The organism is Riemerella anatipestifer (assembly GCF_035666175.1).
GTDB classification, from domain to species: Bacteria; Bacteroidota; Bacteroidia; order Flavobacteriales; family Weeksellaceae; genus Riemerella; species Riemerella anatipestifer_D.
In genome coordinates, this window is record NZ_CP142016.1 from 789,534 (window position 1) to 811,892 (window position 22,359).

The 22,359-nt window shown below is 34.1% G+C and carries 21 protein-coding genes; 9 read left to right on the top strand and 12 right to left on the bottom strand.

Translation table 11 applies throughout. The features are described 5' to 3' along the window. The first annotated feature begins 27 nt into the window (after positions 1-27). The 4 genes from guaB to VIX88_RS03980 are packed head-to-tail and all read left to right on the top strand — an operon-like array spanning position 28 to position 3,985. Positions 28-1,488 carry an IMP dehydrogenase gene (guaB, locus tag VIX88_RS03965; RefSeq protein WP_214194041.1) on the top strand — a complete coding sequence of 487 codons (1,461 nt, stop codon included), beginning with the start codon at positions 28-30 and terminating at the stop codon, positions 1,486-1,488. Positions 1,489-1,518: 30 nt separating this feature from the next. Then, positions 1,519-2,220: a hypothetical protein gene (locus VIX88_RS03970; protein WP_013447115.1), complete on the top strand. Its 702-nt coding sequence runs from the start codon at positions 1,519-1,521 to the stop codon at positions 2,218-2,220. Between the two features lie 26 nt (positions 2,221-2,246). Beyond that, the gene (locus VIX88_RS03975) at positions 2,247-2,537 is read left to right on the top strand and encodes a winged helix-turn-helix domain-containing protein (RefSeq protein WP_014937459.1); all 291 of its coding nucleotides are present in this window, start codon (positions 2,247-2,249) and stop codon (positions 2,535-2,537) included. Between the two features lie 53 nt (positions 2,538-2,590). Beyond that, entirely contained in the window at positions 2,591-3,985 is a 1,395-nt protein-coding gene (locus tag VIX88_RS03980; protein WP_013447114.1) for a DUF4153 domain-containing protein, read from the top strand. A gap of 87 nt (positions 3,986-4,072) precedes the next feature. Here the strand turns inward: VIX88_RS03980 and VIX88_RS03985 are convergent, their stop codons facing one another. The 3 genes from VIX88_RS03985 to VIX88_RS03995 form a co-directional block, all read right to left on the bottom strand. Then, positions 4,073-6,361, bottom strand: coding sequence for an NADP-dependent malic enzyme (locus VIX88_RS03985; protein ID WP_222535145.1), 2,289 nt, complete (start codon positions 6,359-6,361; stop codon positions 4,073-4,075). Positions 6,362-6,383: 22 nt separating this feature from the next. Next, entirely contained in the window at positions 6,384-7,241 is an 858-nt protein-coding gene (locus tag VIX88_RS03990; RefSeq protein WP_064970841.1) for a BadF/BadG/BcrA/BcrD ATPase family protein, read from the bottom strand. 96 nt (positions 7,242-7,337) lie between these two features. After that, positions 7,338-9,470, bottom strand: coding sequence for an outer membrane beta-barrel family protein (locus VIX88_RS03995; protein ID WP_064970839.1), 2,133 nt, complete (start codon positions 9,468-9,470; stop codon positions 7,338-7,340). A gap of 117 nt (positions 9,471-9,587) precedes the next feature. Here VIX88_RS03995 and VIX88_RS04000 point away from each other — a divergent pair, with 117 nt between their 5' ends. The 4 genes from VIX88_RS04000 to VIX88_RS04015 are packed head-to-tail and all read left to right on the top strand — an operon-like array spanning position 9,588 to position 13,360. Beyond that, on the top strand, positions 9,588-10,046 hold the full coding sequence (locus tag VIX88_RS04000; RefSeq protein WP_013447108.1) for a GtrA family protein: 459 nt from the start codon (positions 9,588-9,590) through the stop codon (positions 10,044-10,046). Between the two features lie 13 nt (positions 10,047-10,059). Beyond that, the gene (locus tag VIX88_RS04005) at positions 10,060-10,791 is read left to right on the top strand and encodes a lysophospholipid acyltransferase family protein (protein ID WP_064970837.1); all 732 of its coding nucleotides are present in this window, start codon (positions 10,060-10,062) and stop codon (positions 10,789-10,791) included. 39 nt (positions 10,792-10,830) lie between these two features. Continuing rightward, positions 10,831-12,309 (top strand): MFS transporter, encoded by a 1,479-nt coding sequence (locus VIX88_RS04010; RefSeq protein ID WP_064970835.1) that lies wholly within the window; start codon positions 10,831-10,833, stop codon positions 12,307-12,309. Further along, entirely contained in the window at positions 12,299-13,360 is a 1,062-nt protein-coding gene (locus VIX88_RS04015) for a DUF3810 domain-containing protein (RefSeq protein ID WP_064970845.1), read from the top strand. Before VIX88_RS04010 ends, VIX88_RS04015 begins: the two co-directional genes overlap by 11 nt. A 164-nt stretch (positions 13,361-13,524) precedes the next feature. Here the strand turns inward: VIX88_RS04015 and VIX88_RS04020 are convergent, their stop codons facing one another. From VIX88_RS04020 to VIX88_RS04050, 7 genes are all read right to left on the bottom strand, one after another. Further along, the gene (locus VIX88_RS04020) at positions 13,525-14,505 is read right to left on the bottom strand and encodes a glycosyltransferase family 2 protein (RefSeq protein WP_064970833.1); all 981 of its coding nucleotides are present in this window, start codon (positions 14,503-14,505) and stop codon (positions 13,525-13,527) included. Between the two features lie 31 nt (positions 14,506-14,536). Then, on the bottom strand, positions 14,537-15,415 hold the full coding sequence (locus VIX88_RS04025; protein ID WP_010891297.1) for an IS982-like element ISRa1 family transposase: 879 nt from the start codon (positions 15,413-15,415) through the stop codon (positions 14,537-14,539). A 122-nt stretch (positions 15,416-15,537) separates the two neighbouring features. Further along, on the bottom strand, positions 15,538-16,038 hold the full coding sequence (locus tag VIX88_RS04030) for a GNAT family N-acetyltransferase (protein ID WP_237190407.1): 501 nt from the start codon (positions 16,036-16,038) through the stop codon (positions 15,538-15,540). A gap of 20 nt (positions 16,039-16,058) precedes the next feature. Next, a complete protein-coding gene (locus tag VIX88_RS04035) occupies positions 16,059-16,280 on the bottom strand; it encodes a PspC family transcriptional regulator (protein ID WP_064971271.1) in 222 nt (73 codons plus the stop codon). Positions 16,281-16,287: 7 nt separating this feature from the next. After that, a complete protein-coding gene (locus tag VIX88_RS04040; protein WP_109475437.1) occupies positions 16,288-17,550 on the bottom strand; it encodes a DUF2851 family protein in 1,263 nt (420 codons plus the stop codon). A 13-nt stretch (positions 17,551-17,563) separates the two neighbouring features. Further along, on the bottom strand, positions 17,564-18,697 hold the full coding sequence (gene bshA, locus VIX88_RS04045; protein WP_064971273.1) for an N-acetyl-alpha-D-glucosaminyl L-malate synthase BshA: 1,134 nt from the start codon (positions 18,695-18,697) through the stop codon (positions 17,564-17,566). 13 nt (positions 18,698-18,710) lie between these two features. Then, entirely contained in the window at positions 18,711-20,408 is a 1,698-nt protein-coding gene (locus VIX88_RS04050; protein ID WP_064971274.1) for a glycoside hydrolase family 3 protein, read from the bottom strand. Between the two features lie 242 nt (positions 20,409-20,650). On the opposite strand from VIX88_RS04050, the gene VIX88_RS04055 reads away from it, so the two are divergent. Continuing rightward, complete coding sequence (locus VIX88_RS04055; protein ID WP_127919811.1) at positions 20,651-21,529, top strand: IS982-like element ISRa1 family transposase; 879 nt, start codon at positions 20,651-20,653, stop codon at positions 21,527-21,529. On the opposite strand, the gene VIX88_RS04060 is transcribed toward VIX88_RS04055, so the two are convergent. Further along, entirely contained in the window at positions 21,509-22,177 is a 669-nt protein-coding gene (locus tag VIX88_RS04060) for a hypothetical protein (RefSeq protein WP_127919830.1), read from the bottom strand. The two genes, VIX88_RS04055 and VIX88_RS04060, sit on opposite strands and share 21 nt — an antisense overlap. Next, a complete protein-coding gene (locus VIX88_RS04065) occupies positions 22,174-22,317 on the bottom strand; it encodes a hypothetical protein (protein ID WP_153926660.1) in 144 nt (47 codons plus the stop codon). The genes VIX88_RS04060 and VIX88_RS04065 overlap by 4 nt, the downstream gene beginning before the upstream one ends. Between the last annotated feature and the right edge of the window lie 42 nt (positions 22,318-22,359).

A 22,359-nucleotide genomic window follows, 5' to 3' on the forward strand; every position in this document is an offset into this window, starting at 1 on the left:
AAGCCTTAGTTTTGCAAAGAAAGTGCTATGCCTATACAAGACAAAATTGTAGAAACAGCCATTACTTTCGATGATGTGCTTCTAGTACCGTCCTTTTCTGAGGTACTTCCCAATCAAGTTTCACTTAAATCTCGTCTTACCGACAAAATTACGCTGAATGTACCTATCGTTTCAGCAGCGATGGATACCGTTACCGAATCCGACTTAGCTATTGCTTTAGCTCGTGTGGGTGGTTTAGGATTTATCCATAAAAATATGCCGATAGAGGAACAAGCTGCTCAAGTAAACAAGGTAAAACGTTCGGAAAACGGAATGATAGCCGACCCTGTAACGCTTTCTAAAGACCATACTTTAAGAGAAGCTAAAGAGCTGATGTCTAGATACAAAATCTCTGGTCTGCCTGTAGTAGATAACAATAATACGCTTATAGGCATTATTACCAATAGAGATGTAAAATACCAAGAAAACTTGGATATGAAGGTGGAAGAGTTGATGACTAAAGATAATCTAGTAACTTCGGACAAGAATACCACTCTTGAAACGGCTAAAAATATCCTTCTAGAAAACAGAGTAGAAAAACTCCCTATCGTTGATGAAAACTTTAAACTCGTAGGGCTTATCACCATTAAAGACATAGATAATCAACTAGAATATCCTCATGCTAATAAGGATAAAAACGGCAGACTCATCGTAGGTGCGGGTGTAGGCGTAGGCGAAGATACGATGGAGCGTGTAACTGCCTTAGTTAAAGCTGGTGTGGATATTATCGCCATAGATTCTGCACACGGACATTCTAAAGGGGTTTTAGACAAAATAAAGGAAATCCGACAAGCCTTCCCAGACCTAGACATCGTAGGTGGAAATATTGTAACCGCAGAAGCTGCCAAAGACCTCATCGAAGCTGGTGCTAATGTTCTAAAGGTAGGTGTAGGTCCAGGTTCTATCTGTACCACGAGAGTGGTGGCTGGTGTAGGTGTACCTCAACTTTCGGCAATATATAATGTTTATGAGTACGCTCAATCTAAAAATGTTGCCGTAATCGCAGATGGCGGGATTAAACTTTCTGGCGACATCGTGAAGGCTATCGCAAGTGGTGCTAATGCAGTAATGCTAGGTTCTCTATTCGCTGGTACCGATGAAGCTCCAGGTGAGGAAATTATCTTCCAAGGAAGAAAATTCAAATCTTACCAAGGTATGGGTAGCTTAGCTGCAATGAAAAGAGGCGGTAAAGAACGTTATTTCCAAAGCGAAGCTAAGAAATTTGTACCCGAAGGCATCGAAGGTAGAGTGCCACACAAAGGTAAATTAGAAGATGTGGTATTCCAGCTTACAGGTGGACTGAGAGCTGGTATGGGATACTGCGGTGCGAAAGATATTAAATCACTACAAACCGATTCTAAAATGGTAAAAATAACGGGTAGCGGTCTTAAAGAATCTCACCCTCACGATGTGATTATTACTCAAGAAGCTCCTAATTACTCCTTGTAATCATAAAAGTAAAAAAGCGATAATCAAAATTTGATTATCGCTTTTTTATTAAATACTGATTTTTCGTTTGTCTATTTCAAAATAAAATTTAACTTTGCATTTCAAAGTTCTTTTATGATTAAAAATAATTATCAAGAAGATTTATCTCATATCCGCTCTATGATGGAGCGAAGTACTCGTTTCATTTCGTTAAGTGGTTTTTCTGGTATTTCAGCAGGGCTATTTGCAATACTCGGAGCATCTTATGTTTATTTCTTATTTAAAAAGTCAGGGGTTGAATATTTTAACCCTTATCAGAATATTGAACTTGCTCCACTCATCCCTCATTTAATTATTACCGCCATTGTAGTGTTGGTTCTATCCATTGGATTTGGAATATTTTTTACCGTAAACAAAAGTAGAAAGAAAAATCTCCCTATTTGGACGAACACCACGAAAGATTTACTTTACAACTTATTTCTGCCATTGGTCATTGGTGGGCTATTTTGTATCGGACTGATATACCATAGTTATTTTGTACTATTAGCTCCTGCTACGCTTATTTTTTACGGGTTGGCACTTATCAATGCTTCAAAATATACTTACTCTGACATCAAATTTTTAGGAATTACAGAGTGTGTTATAGGAGTACTTTCTATGCTTTTATTAGGTTGGGGATTGCTGTTTTGGAGTTTAGGCTTTGGAGTCGCTCATATTGTGTATGGGATTATTATGTATAAAAAATACGACTAGTCTATTTTACACTTTAAATCTATTTTATGATTGATATTAACCAACTCAATAAAGAATTTGAAAATAGGGTAAGGCTAGGAATAATGTCTGTACTCATAGTGAATGAATGGGTTGATTTTACGGAAATGAAAACGATTTTACAAGTAACCGATGGTAACTTGGCAAGCCATAGTAATGCACTAGAAAAAGCTGGATATATAGAAATGAAAAAAGAATTTGTAGGAAAAAAGCCTAAAACCTCTTATAAAGCCACACTAGAGGGCAAAGAAGCATTTAATAACCATATCAATTTATTAGAACAACTTTTAAAAAAATAAACTTTTTTTACTCTTTCACTTTGAAATTCAAAGAACTTTAAAATAAAAATATTATGAAAAAACATTATTTAATTTTCGGAAGCACACTGGTGTTTGTTATTCTTTTTTACCAAGAGAATCTCGGCGTTAATCTAGGAATTTTGGGAGTCTTACTAAGTCTTGTTACTCTCATTATCACTCCAAAACAAAGAAAAACCAAAACCTTTCTAAGTCTCTTTGTGCTAAGTCTATTTTCGTCTTTTGCCTTTGCTTGGTATGGGGACTTTGTTTCTTTTGCCGCCCTCATCACTTCCGTTTTATTACTCAGATATAAAGCTCAAAATAGAAATATGAAGGCAATCCTAGCACTTCCCATAGGCATTATAAATGGATTTACATTTGTATGCAAATTCTTTAATTTTGACTATTGGCTTGATGTAAAATCTTCTTCTTCGGACTCAAGAAAAGGGCGGTTATTTATCTGGCTTATTCCTTTGTTATTTTTTGTTACCTTTTTCTTCATTTACAGTACCGCTAGTAAACATTTTTCTGACTTGCTCAACTTTGATTGGAATCTAGATATTCCTCAAATCCTTGCACTAAGTGCTTTAGGTTTTTACCTCACTTTTAACTATTGGTTATTCTCTGCCGAAAAATTCAGTTTAAAATACAATCGTTTACTTAGTAACCAATTTGAGAAAAATTTTCATTTAAAAAAGCCTACTCCCACCTATTCTTTTATTGATATAGATTCTGAAAGAATGAGCGGCGTAGCCTCTTTTGTGGTGCTTAATTTACTTCTCCTCATCTTTATTTGCACCTTTAATTATGAACAGTTTTTTGAAGACAGAATCTCTGCAAGTCAACTTTCTTCAGATACTCATCAGCGCATCAACACCATCATCATTTCCATTATTATGGCGGTATTGGTAATATTATTTTATTTTAAATCTCACTTTAATTTTGATGAAAAAGCCAAACACCTAAAACTATTAGCTAAAGTTTGGCTACTACTCAATGCTGTTTTGGTAATATCAGCAGGCATAAAAAACACTGAATACATCTTACATTTTGGACTTACTTACAAAAGATTAGGTGTTTATATATTCCTTATTTTATGCATCATAGGACTATTTTTCACCTATCTTAAGGTCATCAATAAAAAGACTAACGCTTACCTTTTCAACTATATGTTTTGGTATTTCTATGGCACTATTCTAGCGTGTAGTTTTATCAATTGGGGAAGCCTAATTACTACCTATAATATAAATACAGGAAAAGGGCAAGATTATGATTTTATTCAAAGTCTTGACTTTAATCATCAGCAAATTATTGATAACTATTACCGTAAAAATCCACAAATATATTTCCACGATAAGGAATATATGAAGCAAGACATCAAGAGTAACAAAAATAATTCGTTCCTATCCAAAAGCATTTATTATGAAACTTTGCCTTCTGATTTTTAGATAGCTATTACCTCTCATAAATACAAAAAAACCAAAGGATTTTTGCCTTTGGTTTTTTAGTTTACTTTAATATTTGGATAGCCATCATTACTTAGCACCGTCTCTCCTTTGAGCATCTAGTACTGCTATTGTGGCTAAATTTACAATTTCATCTACACTAGAACGCATTTGTAATACGTGTACAGGTTGTTTCAGTCCCATAAGGATAGGTCCTATGGTTTGTGCCACTCTCATTCCTCTAATAATCTTATACGAAATATTAGCCGACTCTAAATTCGGGAAAATAAACACATTAGCTGGTGTATCTCCTAATTTAGAAAACGGATAATCTGCTAAGTGGTCTGAATTCATCGCAAAATCTGGCTGAATTTCACCATCTACCACCATATTAGGATATTTCTTATGTAATATTTCTACCGCTTTAGCTACCTTTTGGGAAGTCTCGGAAATACTAGAGAAATTCTCGTAAGACAACATCGCTATTCTTGGCTCTATGGCAAAAGATTTTACCGTAAGCTCCGACATTTTAGCAATATTAACTAAATCTTCTGCTGTAGGGTTTTTGTTGATGGAAGTATCCGCAAAAAATCTTGGCTTTTTCCCCGAAAGTATCATCATCATAGAGGCTACTTTATCCACACCTGGCTCTTTCTCTATCACTTCCAAAACAGGCTTTAGTACAGAAGAGTAATTCTTTGAGAAACCAACAATCAGGGCATCAGTATCGTCATGTTTCAGCATTAAAGGTCCGAAATAATCTCTGTTTCTCACAAACCTCTTAGCTTTATACTCGTTGATTCCTTTTCTGTTGCGTAACTTCCAAAGGGTTTCTCTGTACTTTCTTCTGTTTTCTTGCTGCTCCTCATCGTTAGGGTCTACTATCTTCACATTAAGCTCTATCCCAAATTCTTTCATTTTCTCTTTGATGAGCTCTTTGTCTCCTAATAAGATAGGCTCTGCAATACCTTCTTCGTAAAGGATTTGTGCTGCTTTAATCACATTATATTCTTCCCCATTACCTAGTGCTACCCTCTTAGGATTAGAACGAGCTCTATTCTGCATCATTCTGATGAGCTTTTCATCTTTGCCCATTCTGTCTAAAAGATGATTTTCGTAGGCTTCAAAATCTTCTATGTTTTTCCTAGCAATACCACTCTCCATAGCAGCCTTTGCTACCGCCACAGACACTCTAGTTATCAATCTATTATCAAAAGGTTTCGGAATGAAATAATCTCTACCGAAGTTCAGTCCTTTAAGGTTGTAAGCCAAAATAACGGCTTCTGGTACTGGCTCCTTTGCCAAATCTGCAATCGCTTTTACGGCAGCGAGTTTCATTGCCTCGTTTATCCCTTTAGCCTGAACATCTAATGCTCCACGGAAAATGTACGGAAAGCCCAAAACATTGTTCACTTGATTAGGATAATCGCTTCGTCCAGTTGCCATAATTACATCACTTCTGGTGGCTTTAGCTAAATTGTAATCTATCTCTGGCGTTGGGTTTGCCAGACCGAATAAAATAGGATTTTCTGCCATAGAACTCAACATTTCTGCCGACATCACATCGCCTTTAGATAATCCCACAAAAACATCGGCTCCTTTAAGGGCATCTTCTAAAGTTTCTAAATCGGTTTCGGCTACAAAGTCTAGTTTTTCAGGTGTTAAGTTTTGTCTTTTGTGATTGATAACGCCCTTGCTATCACACATCAAGATATTTTCTTTTCTAAGCCCTAGCTCCATATAAAGTTTGGTACACGCTATGGCTGCCGCTCCTGCCCCATTTACCACGAGTTTTACTTCTTCTATCTTCTTCCCTGCCAACTCTAGTGCGTTGATGAGTGCCGCCGCAGAGATGATTGCCGTCCCATGCTGGTCGTCGTGCATTAGCGGAATATCCAGCTCTTCCTTTAACCTTTGCTCTATATAGAATGCCTCTGGAGCTTTAATGTCTTCTAGGTTGATACCACCAAATGTTGGAGCTATTGCTTTTACAATTTGAATGAATTTATCTGGGTCTCTCTCGTCTATTTCAATATCAAACACATTGATATCTGCAAAGATTTTAAATAGTAACCCTTTGCCTTCCATCACGGGTTTAGAAGCCTCTGCACCTATATCTCCTAAGCCTAAAACGGCTGTTCCGTTAGAAATTACCGCAACTAGGTTGCTCTTCCCCGTGTATTCGTAAGCCATTGCAGGGTCTTTTTCTATTTCAAGGCAAGGTTCTGCCACCCCTGGTGAATACGCCAAACTTAAATCTCTCTGTGAGGAATGTGGTTTTGATGGAATTACTTCTATTTTACCTTTAGGCTCTGCTCTATGATAATCTAAAGCCGCTTGTCTAAAGTTTTTTTCGTCTCTATTGGTTTTACTTGACATATAAATCGTTATATAATTAAGTTTAAATTTCTAGTATGTATTTTTTGTGATAATTTACCAAACTTTCTATGGGTCTTTGCACGATAGTCCCTACCCTAAGATTGAGTTCTGCCGCTGCTGCCTTCAAAGAGTCTTCATAAACATAAGCTATGGAGCCTATAAAATTAATTTCTGCCTCTTTGGCTTCCTTGTAAGGCAACACATGATAGTCTAAGAAGTTTTTCATTTCGTCAAAGACTAAATTTTGCAAATAAGGGTGCTGTTTTCTTTCAGCAATGAACTGATTAAAACTAGCTAAATACGCATTAGCCCTAGGATTATGATACATATTTTTAATCGCCTCTTCTATACTTAGGTTATAGGTATCTACAAAATCCTGATGCAAATCGGCAGGGAGCTTCTTCATAAAAAATCGTCTTAAAAGGTGCTTCCCTAAAGCACTGCCACTCCCCTCATCACCGATTAAAAACCCTAAGGAGGGCAAATCGCTTCTCACATTTGTCCCATCAAAATAGCAAGAGTTGGAGCCTGTACCCAAAATACAAACAATGGCAGGTACGCCTCTATAAGCGGCATAGGCTGCTGCTGTAAGGTCTTCGCTCACTACTATTTTTGCATTGGTAAATACCTTTTTTAGCTGCTGCTCTACCACCGCCTTATTCTCTGCGATGCCACACCCCGAGCCATAAAAGAACACTTGAGTAACGCTAGTCTGAAGCTGGTTTAAATCCTGATTTTTAACGATTTCTTTTGGAATTAAATCAATCTGAATGATATTAGGATTAAAACCAATGGTTTCTGTTTTAAGTTTGAAACTTCCGTTAGGGTTAAGAATTACCCAATCACACTTCGTGGAACCTCCATCTACAATTGCTATCATAAAAAACAATTTAATTCGCTAAGATATAAATAATAAATATTAAAAGGAGCAAAAAATGCTCCTTTTTTCCTTTAAAAGTATCCATAATCTTAGTTTTTAAAGACCTTGGATAAGCCCTGTATCTTCTTTTTTATCCTTATTCAAAAGGTTAGGGGTTTCTTTTGCTAGGCGGTTTTTAGTTGGGATTTTGTAGTTTATAGAAAGTCCGAAGCTACGGCTATCCCACTTATTAAAGAGTACTACATTGGGCGTTTGTGCCATAGAACGCACCTGCATTCTTTGTCCGTTTAAAATATCATTAGCAAATACCGAAACACTCAAACGGTCGTGCATAAACTTCTTGGAAAGTGTAAGGTCTAGCGTGTTCATAAACGGTTTATCGGCTACAAAATAGTAGTAGTTTCCGTTCGGTGTAAGGTATCCAAAATTAGCTACTAGCTTGATATCTTTTGGAAGTATAAACTGCGACATTAGGTTCAAAATCCAAAATCCCTTGGTTTTCACTTCTGAAATTTCGTGTTTTTGGTAGCCCGCATAGAGGTACATAAAGTTGATTTTGTCTGGGTTAAAATTCATCTTCATTACCTCGCTTAACGGTTTATGGAATAGCATAAACGGCAACGGAAGCCCTACATTAAAGTTGTGGATTCTAAATTGTGGTAAATTATCCTGACGATGAACAACCGCATCTCCCTGACGAATAATCATCTGAATGAGCTGATTTTTAGCCACGCTTACATTATAGCCGATAAAGGCATAGTCAAACGCAGAAAGTTTAGCCTCATAGTTGTCAAAAATCGTCGGTTGGAGTTCGGGATTACCCGTCGTCCAAAGGTTTCCGTTAGCAAAGGTATTGTTGTTAGGGTTAAGGGCAGAAATGCTAGGTAGCGTAATTTTTTTGTTATAATTTAAAGCAAAATAAACCTGCTTACCAAAGTTGTACTGCACACTTGCATTGGGGAAAAACCTAAACTGATTAAATGGGATTAGTTGTTTATTAGACTTTGTAGTTACATTGTAAGCCTCTCCTGAAATATCGTAATCTTCGGCACGAGTTCCTGCTATGAAATCAAATTTCCCTAAAGTGGCTTGTAACTCTACATAAGACGAGGCGGTTTGCCTTTGATAATCTAGATTAGTAATACCTCCAGATTGGGTATTAAAATTCAGCTTCTCGTATAACCCACCAAAACTGATTTTACCTTCATCTAAAATATTTATCGGTTGAGAGTAATCTACCTTAAAAGTAGAAATTCTGGCATCTGATAGATTGTCTAATGTCAATTCACTTCTTCCAACGCCGTTAAATATTTGATTTTCCTGCTGGAATTTGTTATCATTCTTATTGAATGAAAATTTAAAATCTAATTTTTTATTTTTATCATCGAATTTCTTCTGATAAGTGGCGATAAACTCGTGTCTATCTCCCAATGAATTGGTTTCGTCTAATCTTTCGTAAGGCACTCCTAAAATAATACCACTACTATTTGTTCTAGCATCATTGTTATTATGGTTAAGGTCGTAGTTTAACAATAATCTGTCTTGACCAATATCCAGAGTCATTGCCGCTTTAATAAAAGAACCACGCCCCCATCGGTCGGTAAATACAGAGGTAATATTATCGGTATTCCCTCTAAGTAGAGATTCTCTGTAATTTTGCCCCACATTAAGCTGCCAACCAAACCATTTATTTTTAGCGTTAAGTAAAACGGAGTTATTAGTTCGGCTGCGTACTTTTTCTTCATTGGTAAAAGAGTAATTGCCAGAATAAGTAGCTGTAAGGTAATTTTTAGCCGTTTTGGAAGTGATAATATTAAGGATTGCTCCTCCAGAAGTTGCAGGAAATTCTGCCCCTGGTTGTGTGATAATCTCTATACGGTCTATAGAATTAGCTGGCATACCTTCTAGAAAGGCATTCAGTTCGTTACTGGAAATATTCAGCGGTCTGCCGTCCATAAATACATCTAACATCTTACCTTGATAAAGCATACCTGCCACATCAGATGACACAAGCCCTGGCAGTTTTTTTATCCCATCTAAAGCTGTCCCTGAATTAAGTTGAGGCTGTTCCGAAAAGTCAAAAATCGTTCTATCTGCTTTTTGTTCTACCGCCTTTTTGGTTTTGGTGATGGTAACTTCTTCTATCCTTTTCTCTTTTGAGCCACCTTTTTCTTGTGCCATCACACACAATGAACTCACCAAAGACAACAGAATTAATTGTTTTTTCATAGTTTTTATTTTAATAACACAATAAGTCGCAAAGCATCTATATTTTGTTACATTTTATAAAAAAACTCCACTGGATATTTTACATCTTTAAATTATTAAAGTTAAATTTGCCACTTTATGAAACAGCATCTACTGAAACAAAAACAAATTCTATTCTTTATTATAGCAGGTGGTTTGAGTGCTATAGTAGAGATAGGTTCTTTTAAATTGTTTAGTATCTTTATTCCTCAATGGCTTCCTATGGAGGTAGATTTGATGGGAGTACATTACCCGTTGAGTAATATTTTATCTACCAGTAGTGGTATTATTACCAACTATTTCTTGAGTATATGGTTTGTATTTCAGAGGGGAAAACATTCTAAAAAGAGAGAATTTGCTTACTTTATGGGGGTCTCTGTTTTTTCTACTTTTTTGAGTCTTATATTCTTCCAAGTTTTCTTTTGGTGGGTTTTTGAAAGTTATCTTAAAATATGGTTTTTCACTTTCAGCCGAGAAATACTCAGCAAAGTATCAGCTATCGCTCTAGTATCTATACTCAACTATAGTGTAAAAAAACGAGTGGTGTTCAACGGATAAAATTTTCAAAATTATGGTGGTATTGGTTTATCTATGGCGTTTATGGTTTGTGATACTAAACATTGTTCTAGTGTTAGCGCTAGGACCTTGGGTTTATCTTTTTTCATTTAGAAAGGGGCACTACAAAATTTGTTATTTTTTTATTAGGCTTTGGGCGTTAGGTGTATTCTATGGTATGGGCTTTAGATACGAGTTAATTAAGAAAACTTCAAAAAATCTTAATCCCAAAACACAATACATCGTAATTGCCAACCATACTTCTGTGATTGATGTTATGCTGATGGTTATTTTGTTACCTAATCATCCTATTTGTTTTGTAGGAAAAAAAGAGTTGGTAAAAATCCCCATCTTCGGAACTATTTACAAAAGAGTAGTTGTAATGGTGGATAGAAAAGATCCAAAAAGCAGAGCTGAAGTGTACACAAAATCTGCCGAAAGAATGAGAGGTGGACAAAATATGGTAATTTTCCCTGAAGGTGGTGTTCCTGATGATACAAACATTATTCTAGACAATTTTAAGAATGGAGCATTCTCTCTAGCGGTGGAACATGATATGCCGCTAGCTATATTTACTTTTATTGGATTAAAAGAAATGTTTCCTTTTAATAATTCTAAAGGTTACCCAGGTAAAGTGAAGGTATTTTTAAATAAGATTATTGACACTCCTGAAGCCTACAATATAGATGAACTTAAAACAAAGGCACATCAGCTTATCAAAAACACACTAGAAGAAAATACATTGTAAGATAATAATAATTATCTTTGCTCTCTTAACATTTATCAAATGGAACAAAATACAGCACAAACCAAATGGTCTCAGTTTATATCCCTAATTATTGTATTCTTCTTTTGGGGGTTTGTAGCCGCAAGTAATGATATTCTTATTCCTGTTTTTAAAAAGAGTTTTACTCTTTCTCAGGTACAATCTCAACTAGTCGCGTGGGCATTCTATGCAGCGTATTTCATTGGTTCAGTTATATTTTTCATTATATCGTTGTTTAGTGATATTCTGCAAAAATTTGGTTACAAGAAGACCTTAGCCTTCGGATTAGTAATCTCTGCTATTGGTGCCTTTTTATTTGTACCAGCAGCCACTAATCGTAGTTTTGGGTTCTTTTTAACTGCTTTGTTTATTGTAGGATTAGGATTTTCTGTGCAGCAGATTGTAGCCAATCCTCTCGCTATTAAAATGGGAAGCCCCGAAACTGGAGCCCACAGGCTAACCTTAGCAGGAGGCATCAACTCTTTGGGAACTACCATTGGTCCTATTTTATTAGGATTAGCCCTTTTCGGCACGGGAGGTAATGGAGACACTAGTCTAAACCTCAACGATGTTAAATTACCGTTTATCATACTTGGTATTGCTTTTATACTAGTAGCAGTATTTATGCTATTTTCTAAAATAGAAGATCCTGCTAAAGACATTGCTTCAGATGAAGTAGATAATACAGATAAAGATTCCTCTTTCAATATATTTAATTATCCTCAACTATTGTTGGGGATGCTTGCCATTTTCATTTATGTAGGTGTTGAGGTTTCTATTATTAGTAATTTACCTGCTTTGCTACACACAGCAGAATTTGGTAAAGTTTTAGAGCATGATATTGCTCCTTTCGTATCGCTTTATTGGGGTAGCTTGATGATTGGAAGATGGAATGGAGGCATCAATGTTTTCAACACCTCATCTTCTACTAATTTAGCTTTAAAGTTTATTGTGCCATTCGTAGCATTCGGAATTATTTTAGGAGCTAACCATCTAAGTGGAAAGGATATTTCTGCATTTTACATCTACCCTATTTGGATTTTTATTTTTATCGTTATGAGTTTCCTAGGTGGTAAAAATGCAGGAAAAACACTAATGATTTTTGGTGTAGCAGGTGCAGTAATGATGGTTTTAGGTTTATTTTACCCAGATAAAGAAATCGCCAAATATTTCTTTATTTCAGGTGGTTTATTTTGCTCTATTATGTGGCCTTCTATTTTTGATTTAGCAATCGCAGGACTTGGTAAAAATACAGGTAAAGCCTCTTCGTTCTTGGTAATGATGATTCTAGGAGGAGGTGTTATCCCTCTAATACAAGGGTGGGTTTGCGACCACGACCTTACTTCTCCAAACGGAATTTTAGGAATGACTTATACGCACTTCTCATACATCATTCCTGTAATATGCTTCAGTTATTTAGCATTTTATGGTTTTATTACTCCTAAAATTCTTAAAAAGAAAGGCGTTATCTTATCTGAGAACTCTAATAGTGCACATTAGTAGTTTACATAAAAAGAAAAGATTTTGGGCAGGCGTTTTGTTTGCCCAATTTGTTTTATTCTATATTCTATCCAAAATTTCTTTAGCCGTTAAATTCTTCAACTCTCTTTTTGAACTAAAAAAAGAAGTACATCAGTATCTTTCATCTTTGTTTCCGTTTTCTATTGGAGATATATTGTACATTGTTTTATTTGTAGATCTCATTTATAACTTAGTTTCAATATTTAAAAAGAAAAAACAATCATTACTAAAGCTATTAGCGGGAATTAATATATTCTATTTCACTTATCAATGTTTTTGGGGAATGACTTATTTTCAACCACCAATAATAAATCTTCTACCTAAAGAAGAATCTAGTATCATCGAGGCTAAAACTCTCGCTATTAAATACCTCAACTTATGCAAAGAAAGTAGAGCACAAGTCACCGAAGATTCTAACGGTATTTTTAAGATAAAAAATTTAAGTATTATAACCTCTGAAATTCTTAACCAACAGAAGCAACTTCCTTTAGGTTTAAACTCTAAACAAACAACTGACATCTCCAACTTCAAACCTAGTATTTTTTCCTTTATAATGAATAATGATACAGGCATTTTAGGATATTACAATCCTTTTTCTGCCGAAGCTCAATATAACCCTAATCTTCCTGACACTTATTTACCATTCACTCTAGCCCACGAAAGTGCCCACCAGCTAGGTTACGCAAGGGAGCAAGAAGCTAATTTTATAGGTTATCTCATAGGAATTAACAGTGATAATATTGACCTAAAATATAGCACTCAATATTTTACTCTCAAAAGTTTACTTAATTCATTAGTGGATACGGAACCTCAATTCGTTGAAAAAATCCTTAGTGAATATTCTGACGGAATGAAACGAGACCGAGCTTATGAGAAAGACTTTATAAATAAACATACAGGACTCATTTCTGATTTTTTTGGACTAACCAATCATCTATTTCTAAAGTCTAATCAGCAAGAAGGCAGAATTACTTACTCTTACTTTATTGAACTTTTAATCAAATACGAACGACTTTCTATCACTAATTAAAAAGAGTCATACTATAATAGCATGACTCTCTTAAAAACACAAATGATGAAAAAAAATATTACTCAAAGGAAAATTTCCTCCCTTTTCCTTAGGTCCCCCAAATATACATTTTTTTATTTATATTACAAATGCTAACAAATCATTTATGTAAGATTTATCATCAATCATTTATTTAGCAATGCTTTATAAAAAATCAATACGACTAACTTTACCCTTTCAATGACTTTAAGAAATGGTGCTGTGAGAATTTGTTTATAATCATTTATTGTTAAATTTTGAACAAGACTTCTAGCACTGTCCTCTTGTAACATTTTTTTTATAATCCCAATAGCTCTTCGCTGCAAGATAACATACATTTCACTATCTCCTCTATAATAGAATAAAACTTCTCTCTCTTTATATAGTTGCATCAGTGACAACATCTTTTCTAAGTTCATTTTCGTATTGGTTATACTATTGTTAACCCTTCGATAAAAATACAATGGCTCATCATGAGTATAAACAACATTAAACTCTAAACCACGGTTTCCATATAAATCATTAAACAAAAACTCATCTTCATGTACCATTTTTTCTCTAAATCTCAACTCTTTGAATAAACTATGGGAATATAGTTTATTGCAAGTAATTACATTATTGACATGGTATACCTTGTTATAAAGTGTAGCAAAGAATTCATCTCTCGTAAACACTTCAAAAGAAGTTTCTTCTTTTAGAAGTTTAGTAGCATTAAATACTCCTGATATTTCTGCATAATCTGAAAACATATAATATTTACAACAGCTAACACTAGATTTAGTTTTTTGGATAAGATTATAAAGTATTTCCAAAAACTGCGGATGTATAATATCATCACTATCTATAAACGAAAAATAAATCCCTTTAGCATTTTCTATCCCTACATTGCGAGTGTTTGACAGACCTCCATTAGATTTATGTATTACCCTAACTCTACTATCCGTCATAGCGTATCTATCACAAATAACTCCACTATTATCCGTAGAGCCATCGTTTATCACTATAATTTCAATATTTCTATAAGTTTGATTAGAGATGGATTGTAAACATTCCTCTACATAATTTTCCGCATTGTAAACAGGTACAATTACAGAAATTAACGGATTCTCACCTTGACCTACATCCATAAATTAAATTTTCTATAACTCGTTGTGCATTTTAAATAATACTGATTTTTAGATGATTTAATTTTCTTTGGAAGATAAATTTATTGATATATTGAATAACCGTTGCGGCGGTTATTTTACTGATTATCCTTGTTTTAAAGCCTTCAAAAGTTTTAGCATTGTTTCTTTTAATCATAAATTGGTCGCAAAGTTGAGAGAAAAATGTCTCAATTCGTTTTCGCTTTTTCTTGTACAATGAAAATTGAGGAATATAATCTTTCTGATTACTTCTCATTGGTGTATCTAATTTAATATTAGCATAGTTAAATAAATCTATTTGAACTTTTGCTGATAAATAGCCTCTATCTCCAATTAAAGTACAGTTTCGCATTTGCTCACCAATATCTTTTAAATAGTGGATGTCGTGAACGGATGCAGGGCTTATATCAAAATTCTTAATCACACCATTTAAAGAACATACTGCGTGTAGTTTATAGCCATAGAAATATAATTTCTGTGAAGCACAATAACCATATGTTGGTGAAGAATAGGATTGCTCTTTACAAATTTTTGAACGAGTAGAACGAGCGTTTTCACAAACTTTCATTGGCATGCTATCAACGATAAAAATATCTTCAAACTCATTGAACTCCATCGAAATACGCTGTCTAATTTGCTCTGTTTGTAGGGATAGTCTTCGTTTTCGCTTATTGTAAACACTTCTTTCAATTTTGTTTATCAGAGAGTTTGGCAATTTTCTAAATAACTGTAATTCGCTATCAATACTCAAGTATTCAGCAGTAATATTAAGACTTATGACTTCTAAATCGCTCATTTTAGGTGTTCTTCTCTGATAACTAATCAGTTGATTTTCTGAAAAAAGTCCTAAAACTTCCAAAATTCTTTCATATATTTGCTCTAAGTTGTTCATTTATATCGTTTTATAGCAAAAACAATATACTGATTTTCAGTCTAATAAACAACTCTTGTTTTTTTCATTTCATAATGCACAACGGGTTTTCTATAATAAAAAAATCTATTCTTTTTGATCTATTAACTATTATAAACCTTACTCTTTATTTCTTCAGTAACGAAACACAAATCATCGGACATATTTGTTCCTAGCAAATACATATTTACAGGTATTTTATCCTTTGAATAAGCTGGTTGAATATAACTTTTATCCAAAATTACAAATCCGTTACGCTGGTAAAAATTCAATCTTCTAGAAGCCAATTCTCCTAAGCTATCAGGCTCTGATTCCAAGATTACCAATGGAAATTTATTTTTTAAATAATTCAATACTTGAGAGCCTAAATTTTGATTTCTAAAAGAAGTATATATCTCAAAATGTTCTACAAACAAACATAAAGATAAATCCCACACTATAATATAACCTACACTATCTTCTCCCCTTATAATTTCTCTTATAGGAAAAAATTCTTTTCTAGCTAAAGCCCGAAAACCCGCTTCATCTCTGCGTTCGTCTTTTGGAAAAGTATTTATATAAGATTGACAGATTTCCTGTAATTTAGTAATATTATTACTATCCACAGGCTTTATTTGTATCTCCATCATAAATCAAATACGCTAGGTCTTCTCACAATGAAAATATCTTTTATCCAAAGAAGAAATGCCAGCCCCAAATAAAGAAGGAAAAATACTCCTGCCGTTGCAAATGTAGAATAAATAAAGAAGACTCTTAATTTTGATACAGGAATCCCTAGTCTAGAACCCATTCTGGTAAGTACACCAAACCATTCACGCTCAAATCTGTGTCTTAAATTTTCAAACATAAAACCTCTATCTTTTTAAAAGTTGATATCCAATGTCGCAAGTTAGACATTTTTTCTGACTACAAAAGTTTTTATACTGAAATAAATAAGCTTGGCTGTCCACCGCTGTCTTAATAGGAACTTTTAAAGCTTCCCACTGTTCTATGATACTATTTTTTTCTGGTTTAATATTTTGGTAAAAACCTAAAATAGTTTCGGAAATTTCTTCCTCCGAATGTTTATGATAAGTATATTTTAAAGGGAGAACCGCATTAAGAATAACTAAATCTATGAAACTCTTCGTCAGTTTTTTAACTGATTTTTTATCCGTTGGTTTTCCGAAATTATAATGATTATCCCAATACTCCGATGCTTTAATTGGTGTAAACAATTCATAAAGCTCCTCAAGGCAAGACGCTTTAATTATTTTTGAAAATAAATTTTGATGCAAATGGTAAAGATGTGCCAACTGAGACAGCCTTATTGTAGGAAAATTTGCAGGTCTTAATCTTAAAAATTTAGGAGTCACAAAAGTATCATTCAGTTGATATTTGGCTTTCAAAAAATCAAACTCTCTTTTCCACATCTCGGTTTCCGTATCGGAAGGCTTTTCTAGCCAGCCACTCAACCCGAAAAATAAAGCTTCTAATTGATTTTGATGGTGCCTTATTTTATTTACAATAGCAAAACCTACACTTTCCGCCATTTGTTTGAAAATGGAAGCGTTGACTTTAAGTCCAAAAGCATACGCCAAATTTTGAAATAAAACTTCTTCGTAATTATTTTTAGTTTTAACGAGTTCTGTTTCTATTTCCAAAGACTTTTGGTCAAGTTTTTTGAGTAAAATTTCCTCTGAAAACTGAAACGGAATTTTAGAAACCTCTATCAACTTCTCACACGGAATAAACTCATTTTGAGCCTTTAACTGCTGATATTTCTCTAGTGTAGAAATTTCCAAATAATCTTTAAGCTCTAATGTTGGGATATTTTTCCCAACTAGCTCTTCCACATCTTTATCATGAGTGTAGACCACATGCAAAATAATATTATCGTATTGTCTATTCAAATGATGTTGATGCTGTTGATAATCCGAAGATTTCAAATGCAATTCTATACTCCCTGCTAAAACAATATTTTGATATTTAATTTTAGCAAACAAAAAATCGGCTCCTTCATCAGAATTCCACTGACCAAAATCTAAGACCTCTACCTTATTACCTTTAGTATCCTTAAAATCAAAAGTTTTAAAGATTTTAAAATTCCAAAGATATTGCAGTAGTTGCTCAGTCATACAAAGAGTAAAGTTAGCTTTTAAAAGATTCTATTGTTTCACGATACATTTGCTCGTATTGTGGAAGAATATTTTTTAAATCAAAACGCAGGGCTACTTCTTTTGCTTTTTCTTTCATTTTTTGAAGCAAAGCATCGTCTTGCAAGAGATTGATGGTCTTTTTAGCCATAGTTTCCACATCGCCCACTTCCGTCAAAAAGCCTGTTTCTCCTTGTATATTTACCTCTGGTATCCCTCCTGCATTACTACTAATCACCGCATTCCCTGCCGCCATTGCTTCCAACGCTGCCAAACCAAAACTCTCCTGCTCAGAAGGAAGCAAAAACACATCAGTACATTTTAAAATTTGGTACAAATCATTAGTTTTACCTAAAATCCTTATTTTGTCTATAAGGTGTGGGTGAGCCATAAGAAAATCGTTAACCAGCTCCATATCAGGACCTTCACCAATAATAACCAGTTTACTTGGCACTTTTTCCTGCACTCTTTTAAATACCTCTAACACATCAGGAATTCTCTTAACTTTTCTTAAATTAGAAACATGAATCAGTAGTTTTTCGTCATCTTCTGCAAACTGTCTTCTACAACAGCCTACAAAACTGTTATATAAATCGTTATCAATAAAATTTGGAATAACTTGTATTTCTTTTTTAATAGTAAAGGCTTTTAAAGTATCTTTTTTAAGACTTTCCGAAACGGAAGTTACCGCATCTGAATGATTGATAGAAAACTGAACCGCTGCCTTATAACTAGGATGTTGCCCCACCAAAGTAATATCGGTGCCGTGTAGTGTGGTAACTACAGGAATCAAAACACCTTCATCTTTCAGCATCTGCTTTGCCACAAAGGCTGCATAAGCATACGGAATAGCATAATGAGCATGTATGAGGTCTAATTTATAAAGTTTAACTACCTGATAAATAGCCGAAGACAATGCAATATCATACGGCTGATATTTAAACAATGGATAGGTTTCAACATTTACTTTATGGAAAAAAATGTTAGGGTTGGTCATATCCAACCGTGCGGGAAGGTTAGAACTAATGAAGTGTACCTCATAACCTTTTTGAGCTAAACTCATTCCTAACTCGGTAGCCACAATACCGCTCCCCCCATAAGTAGGATAACATAAAATACCTATTTTCATTTGCTTTTTAATATTAGTTTTTAACTTTAATACTACACTCAATCCCGCTATTCACTGCTTCCACATCTATTCCCTCTCCTTCTTTTAAATCTTGATTTACCACCACAGGAAGCCGCCCATGTATTTTAGTTTTACCTAAAAGTCCTTTGGCAGTAGCTTTCATAGACAATTCATTATTTTCATAAGCCACAAGTACCGTTGGATAATTCTTTATATTTATATCTCTCAAAGCGTAAGGACTACCAAACACTACTAATATCAACTGATGCTTAGCTGCTACTCTATCCAAAATTGCCTTAGATTTAGCAGATATTTTATAAGGCTTATATGCTGTGCTGTTATCCTTATAAAGCCCTACAATAATTGAAGTATTTTGAGGTAAAGTATTTAGTTTATCTTCTGTAATAAGCTCCACTTCTCGTTCATTTTGAAGCTCTTTAATAAAGTCTTGATAAGGAGCTTCCTCCAAAGGTAAATAATAGTATTCTGATGATTTTAAAGGTAGAGCCTTTGCCTCATCTTTTATCAATGTTAAAGCGTTGGCGTATAACTTTTCCGTTAATTTTTGATGAGTATCATTATTTAAATCTCTTTCTATGTTATTGGCATCAATAGGTTTAAAATCTTGTAAACCTAGTAGATACTTTGCTTCTAGAATTTTCATTACCGATTCTTTTAGTCTATCTTGAGAAATCTCACCAGACTGCAAAGCTTTCTTAATTAACCTTTTACCAGAAGGTACATCTTGAGAGAACAGCATAATATCATTACCAGCTTTAAAAGCTCTTAAATCTAACTCTCCTGGATTGAACCTTTTTGCAACCGCATTCATATTAAGAGCATCGGTAATAATAAGCCCTTGATAACCGTACTTATTTTTCAACAAATTAGTTACAATATTATGCGAAATAGAAGCAGGAATTCCCTTTTGGTTTTCCAAAGACGGAACATAGAGATGAGCCACCATAACACCGCCTATTTTTTTATCCATAAGTGCTTTAAATGGGGCTAACTCCACTTTATTAAGTCTGTGTAATGAATGATTAACCACAGGTAAATCTAAATGAGAATCGGTATCGGTATCCCCATGACCTGGGAAATGTTTAATACTTGCCAAAACTCCATTATCCTGCAAACCATAACTGTAAGCCAACCCTTTCTCTATCACTTTTTTCACATTAGACCCAAAAGAACGATTACCTATAATGGGATTGATAGGATTGGTATTAACATCTACCACAGGAGCAAAATCCCAATAAATCCCCATTCTTTTACAATCTTCAGCTATTTTAGCCGCCATTTCATAAATAAGCGTATTATCCTGAACCGCCCCAAGCGTCATTGCCCAAGGGAACTTATGTGCGATTGGAAGTCTTTGGTAAAGTCCCCACTCTGCATCCATACCTATCATCAAAGGTATTTTAGATTTACCTTGAAGTTCGTTTACTAGACTTATATGCCTACGTGTATCATCTTGCATCAGTATAAGCCCCCCTATATTTTCCTTATCTACCAATGTCTTGACTTGATTGATGAAAGATTCCCCTTTATTAGTATATAATGCGACTATAAAAAGCTGCCCTATTTTCTCGTCTTCAGAAAGCTGTTGATAAGTTTTTTCAGCATAAACTTTGGCTTCTTTTTTTAGGATTTCAGCGTTATTTTTAGGTATATATTGTGCTTTATTATTTCCAAAAATAAAAAATAACATCGCACAAACTAAGACTGTTCTAACATTTATATTCATTATACTCAAAGAAATTAGTTGTAACCACAACAAATATACAATTTTATTATAAGCCTACTATTAAAAAAAACAAGAGCATCTTTTTAGTAAAAAAGAGCTCTTTAACCTTATATAATTGAACCCGTTGTGCATTATGAAATGAAAAAAACAAGAGTTGTTTATTAGACTGAAAATCAGTATATTGTTTTTGCTATAAAACGATATAAATGAACAACATAGAGCAAATATATGAAAGAATTTTGGAAGTTTTAGGACTTTTTTCAGAAAATCAACTGATTAGTTATCAGAGAAGAACACCTAAAATGAGCGATTTAGAAGTCATAAGTCTTAATATTACTGCTGAATACTTGAGTATTGATAGCGAATTACAGTTATTTAGAAAATTGCCAAACTCTCTGATAAACAAAATTGAAAGAAGTGTTTACAATAAGCGAAAACGAAGACTATCCCTACAAACAGAGCAAATTAGACAGCGTATTTCGATGGAGTTCAATGAGTTTGAAGATATTTTTATCGTTGATAGCATGCCAATGAAAGTTTGTGAAAACGCTCGTTCTACTCGTTCAAAAATTTGTAAAGAGCAATCCTATTCTTCACCAACATATGGTTATTGTGCTTCACAGAAATTATATTTCTATGGCTATAAACTACACGCAGTATGTTCTTTAAATGGTGTGATTAAGAATTTTGATATAAGCCCTGCATCCGTTCACGACATCCACTATTTAAAAGATAGTGGTGAGCAAATGCGAAACTGTACTTTAATTGGAGATAGAGGCTATTTATCAGCAAAAGTTCAAATAGATTTATTTAACTATGCTAATATTAAATTAGATACACCAATGAGAAGTAATCAGAAAGATTATATTCCTCAATTTTCATTGTACAAGAAAAAGCGAAAACGAATTGAGACATTTTTCTCTCAACTTTGCGACCAATTTATGATTAAAAGAAACTATGCTAAAACTTTTGAAGGCTTTAAAACAAGGATAATCAGTAAAATAACCGCCGCAACGGTTATTCAATATATCAATAAATTTATCTTCCAAAGAAAATTAAATCATCTAAAAATCAGTATTATTTAAAATGCACAACGAGTTAAATACATATAAATTCTCTTTTAGAATTTTGTCGTCATTAGTATCAGTCAGGGTTGTTACTTGTCTTTTGGTTTCAATAAAACCTGCCTCTTTTGCTTTCTTTTTATAGTTGTTTGCAGTGCTATTACTCACTTTTAGACTTTTAGCTAAACGTTTCAATGGTATTGGCTGAAACCCTTTAGATGACTTTGAACGGCTCGTACTGGTATATGCCATTTTCGATACCGACCGCTTCCTGTTCATCCAGCGTATTAGTCTGAAAATTTTTGTAACTGCAACTCCACAACAAAATTTACTAAATCCTGAAAAATCATCAGGCTCGTAGATAATTGCAGATTTCCCTTTTAATCTAAGTTTTCTTTTTAACTGTCCATAACTTATTATTCTTAGTGTATTTCTCTTATTATTTACTGTAATCCATTTCTTCTTAATTAACCATTTTATACAACTTCTAATTGTCTTTTCACTTACACCCAAATCAGTAGCCCAATACTTGTATAATGAAGTATCAAAGCGAACGTGTCCGCTTGAAATATGCTTCAAATACACAAACAGCAATAAATGATTAATCTTTCGACTAACCAAAGCATATTCGCATAAATCTACTGGAATTGTGGTGTAAATTGGCTTCATACACTTGTCCTTTGTAGTTGATTATTAATCGGAATAGGGTACAATCCTGCATCCTCTAATACAGGCTTTAAGTCGTAGAATTTCTTGAAATCAAGGTAGATTTGGTTCGTAAGTACTCCTGCTTGTGCTACTAAAAACACTCCTTTTTCGAGGAGTGTTTTTTTATTATCCTATATTCAAAC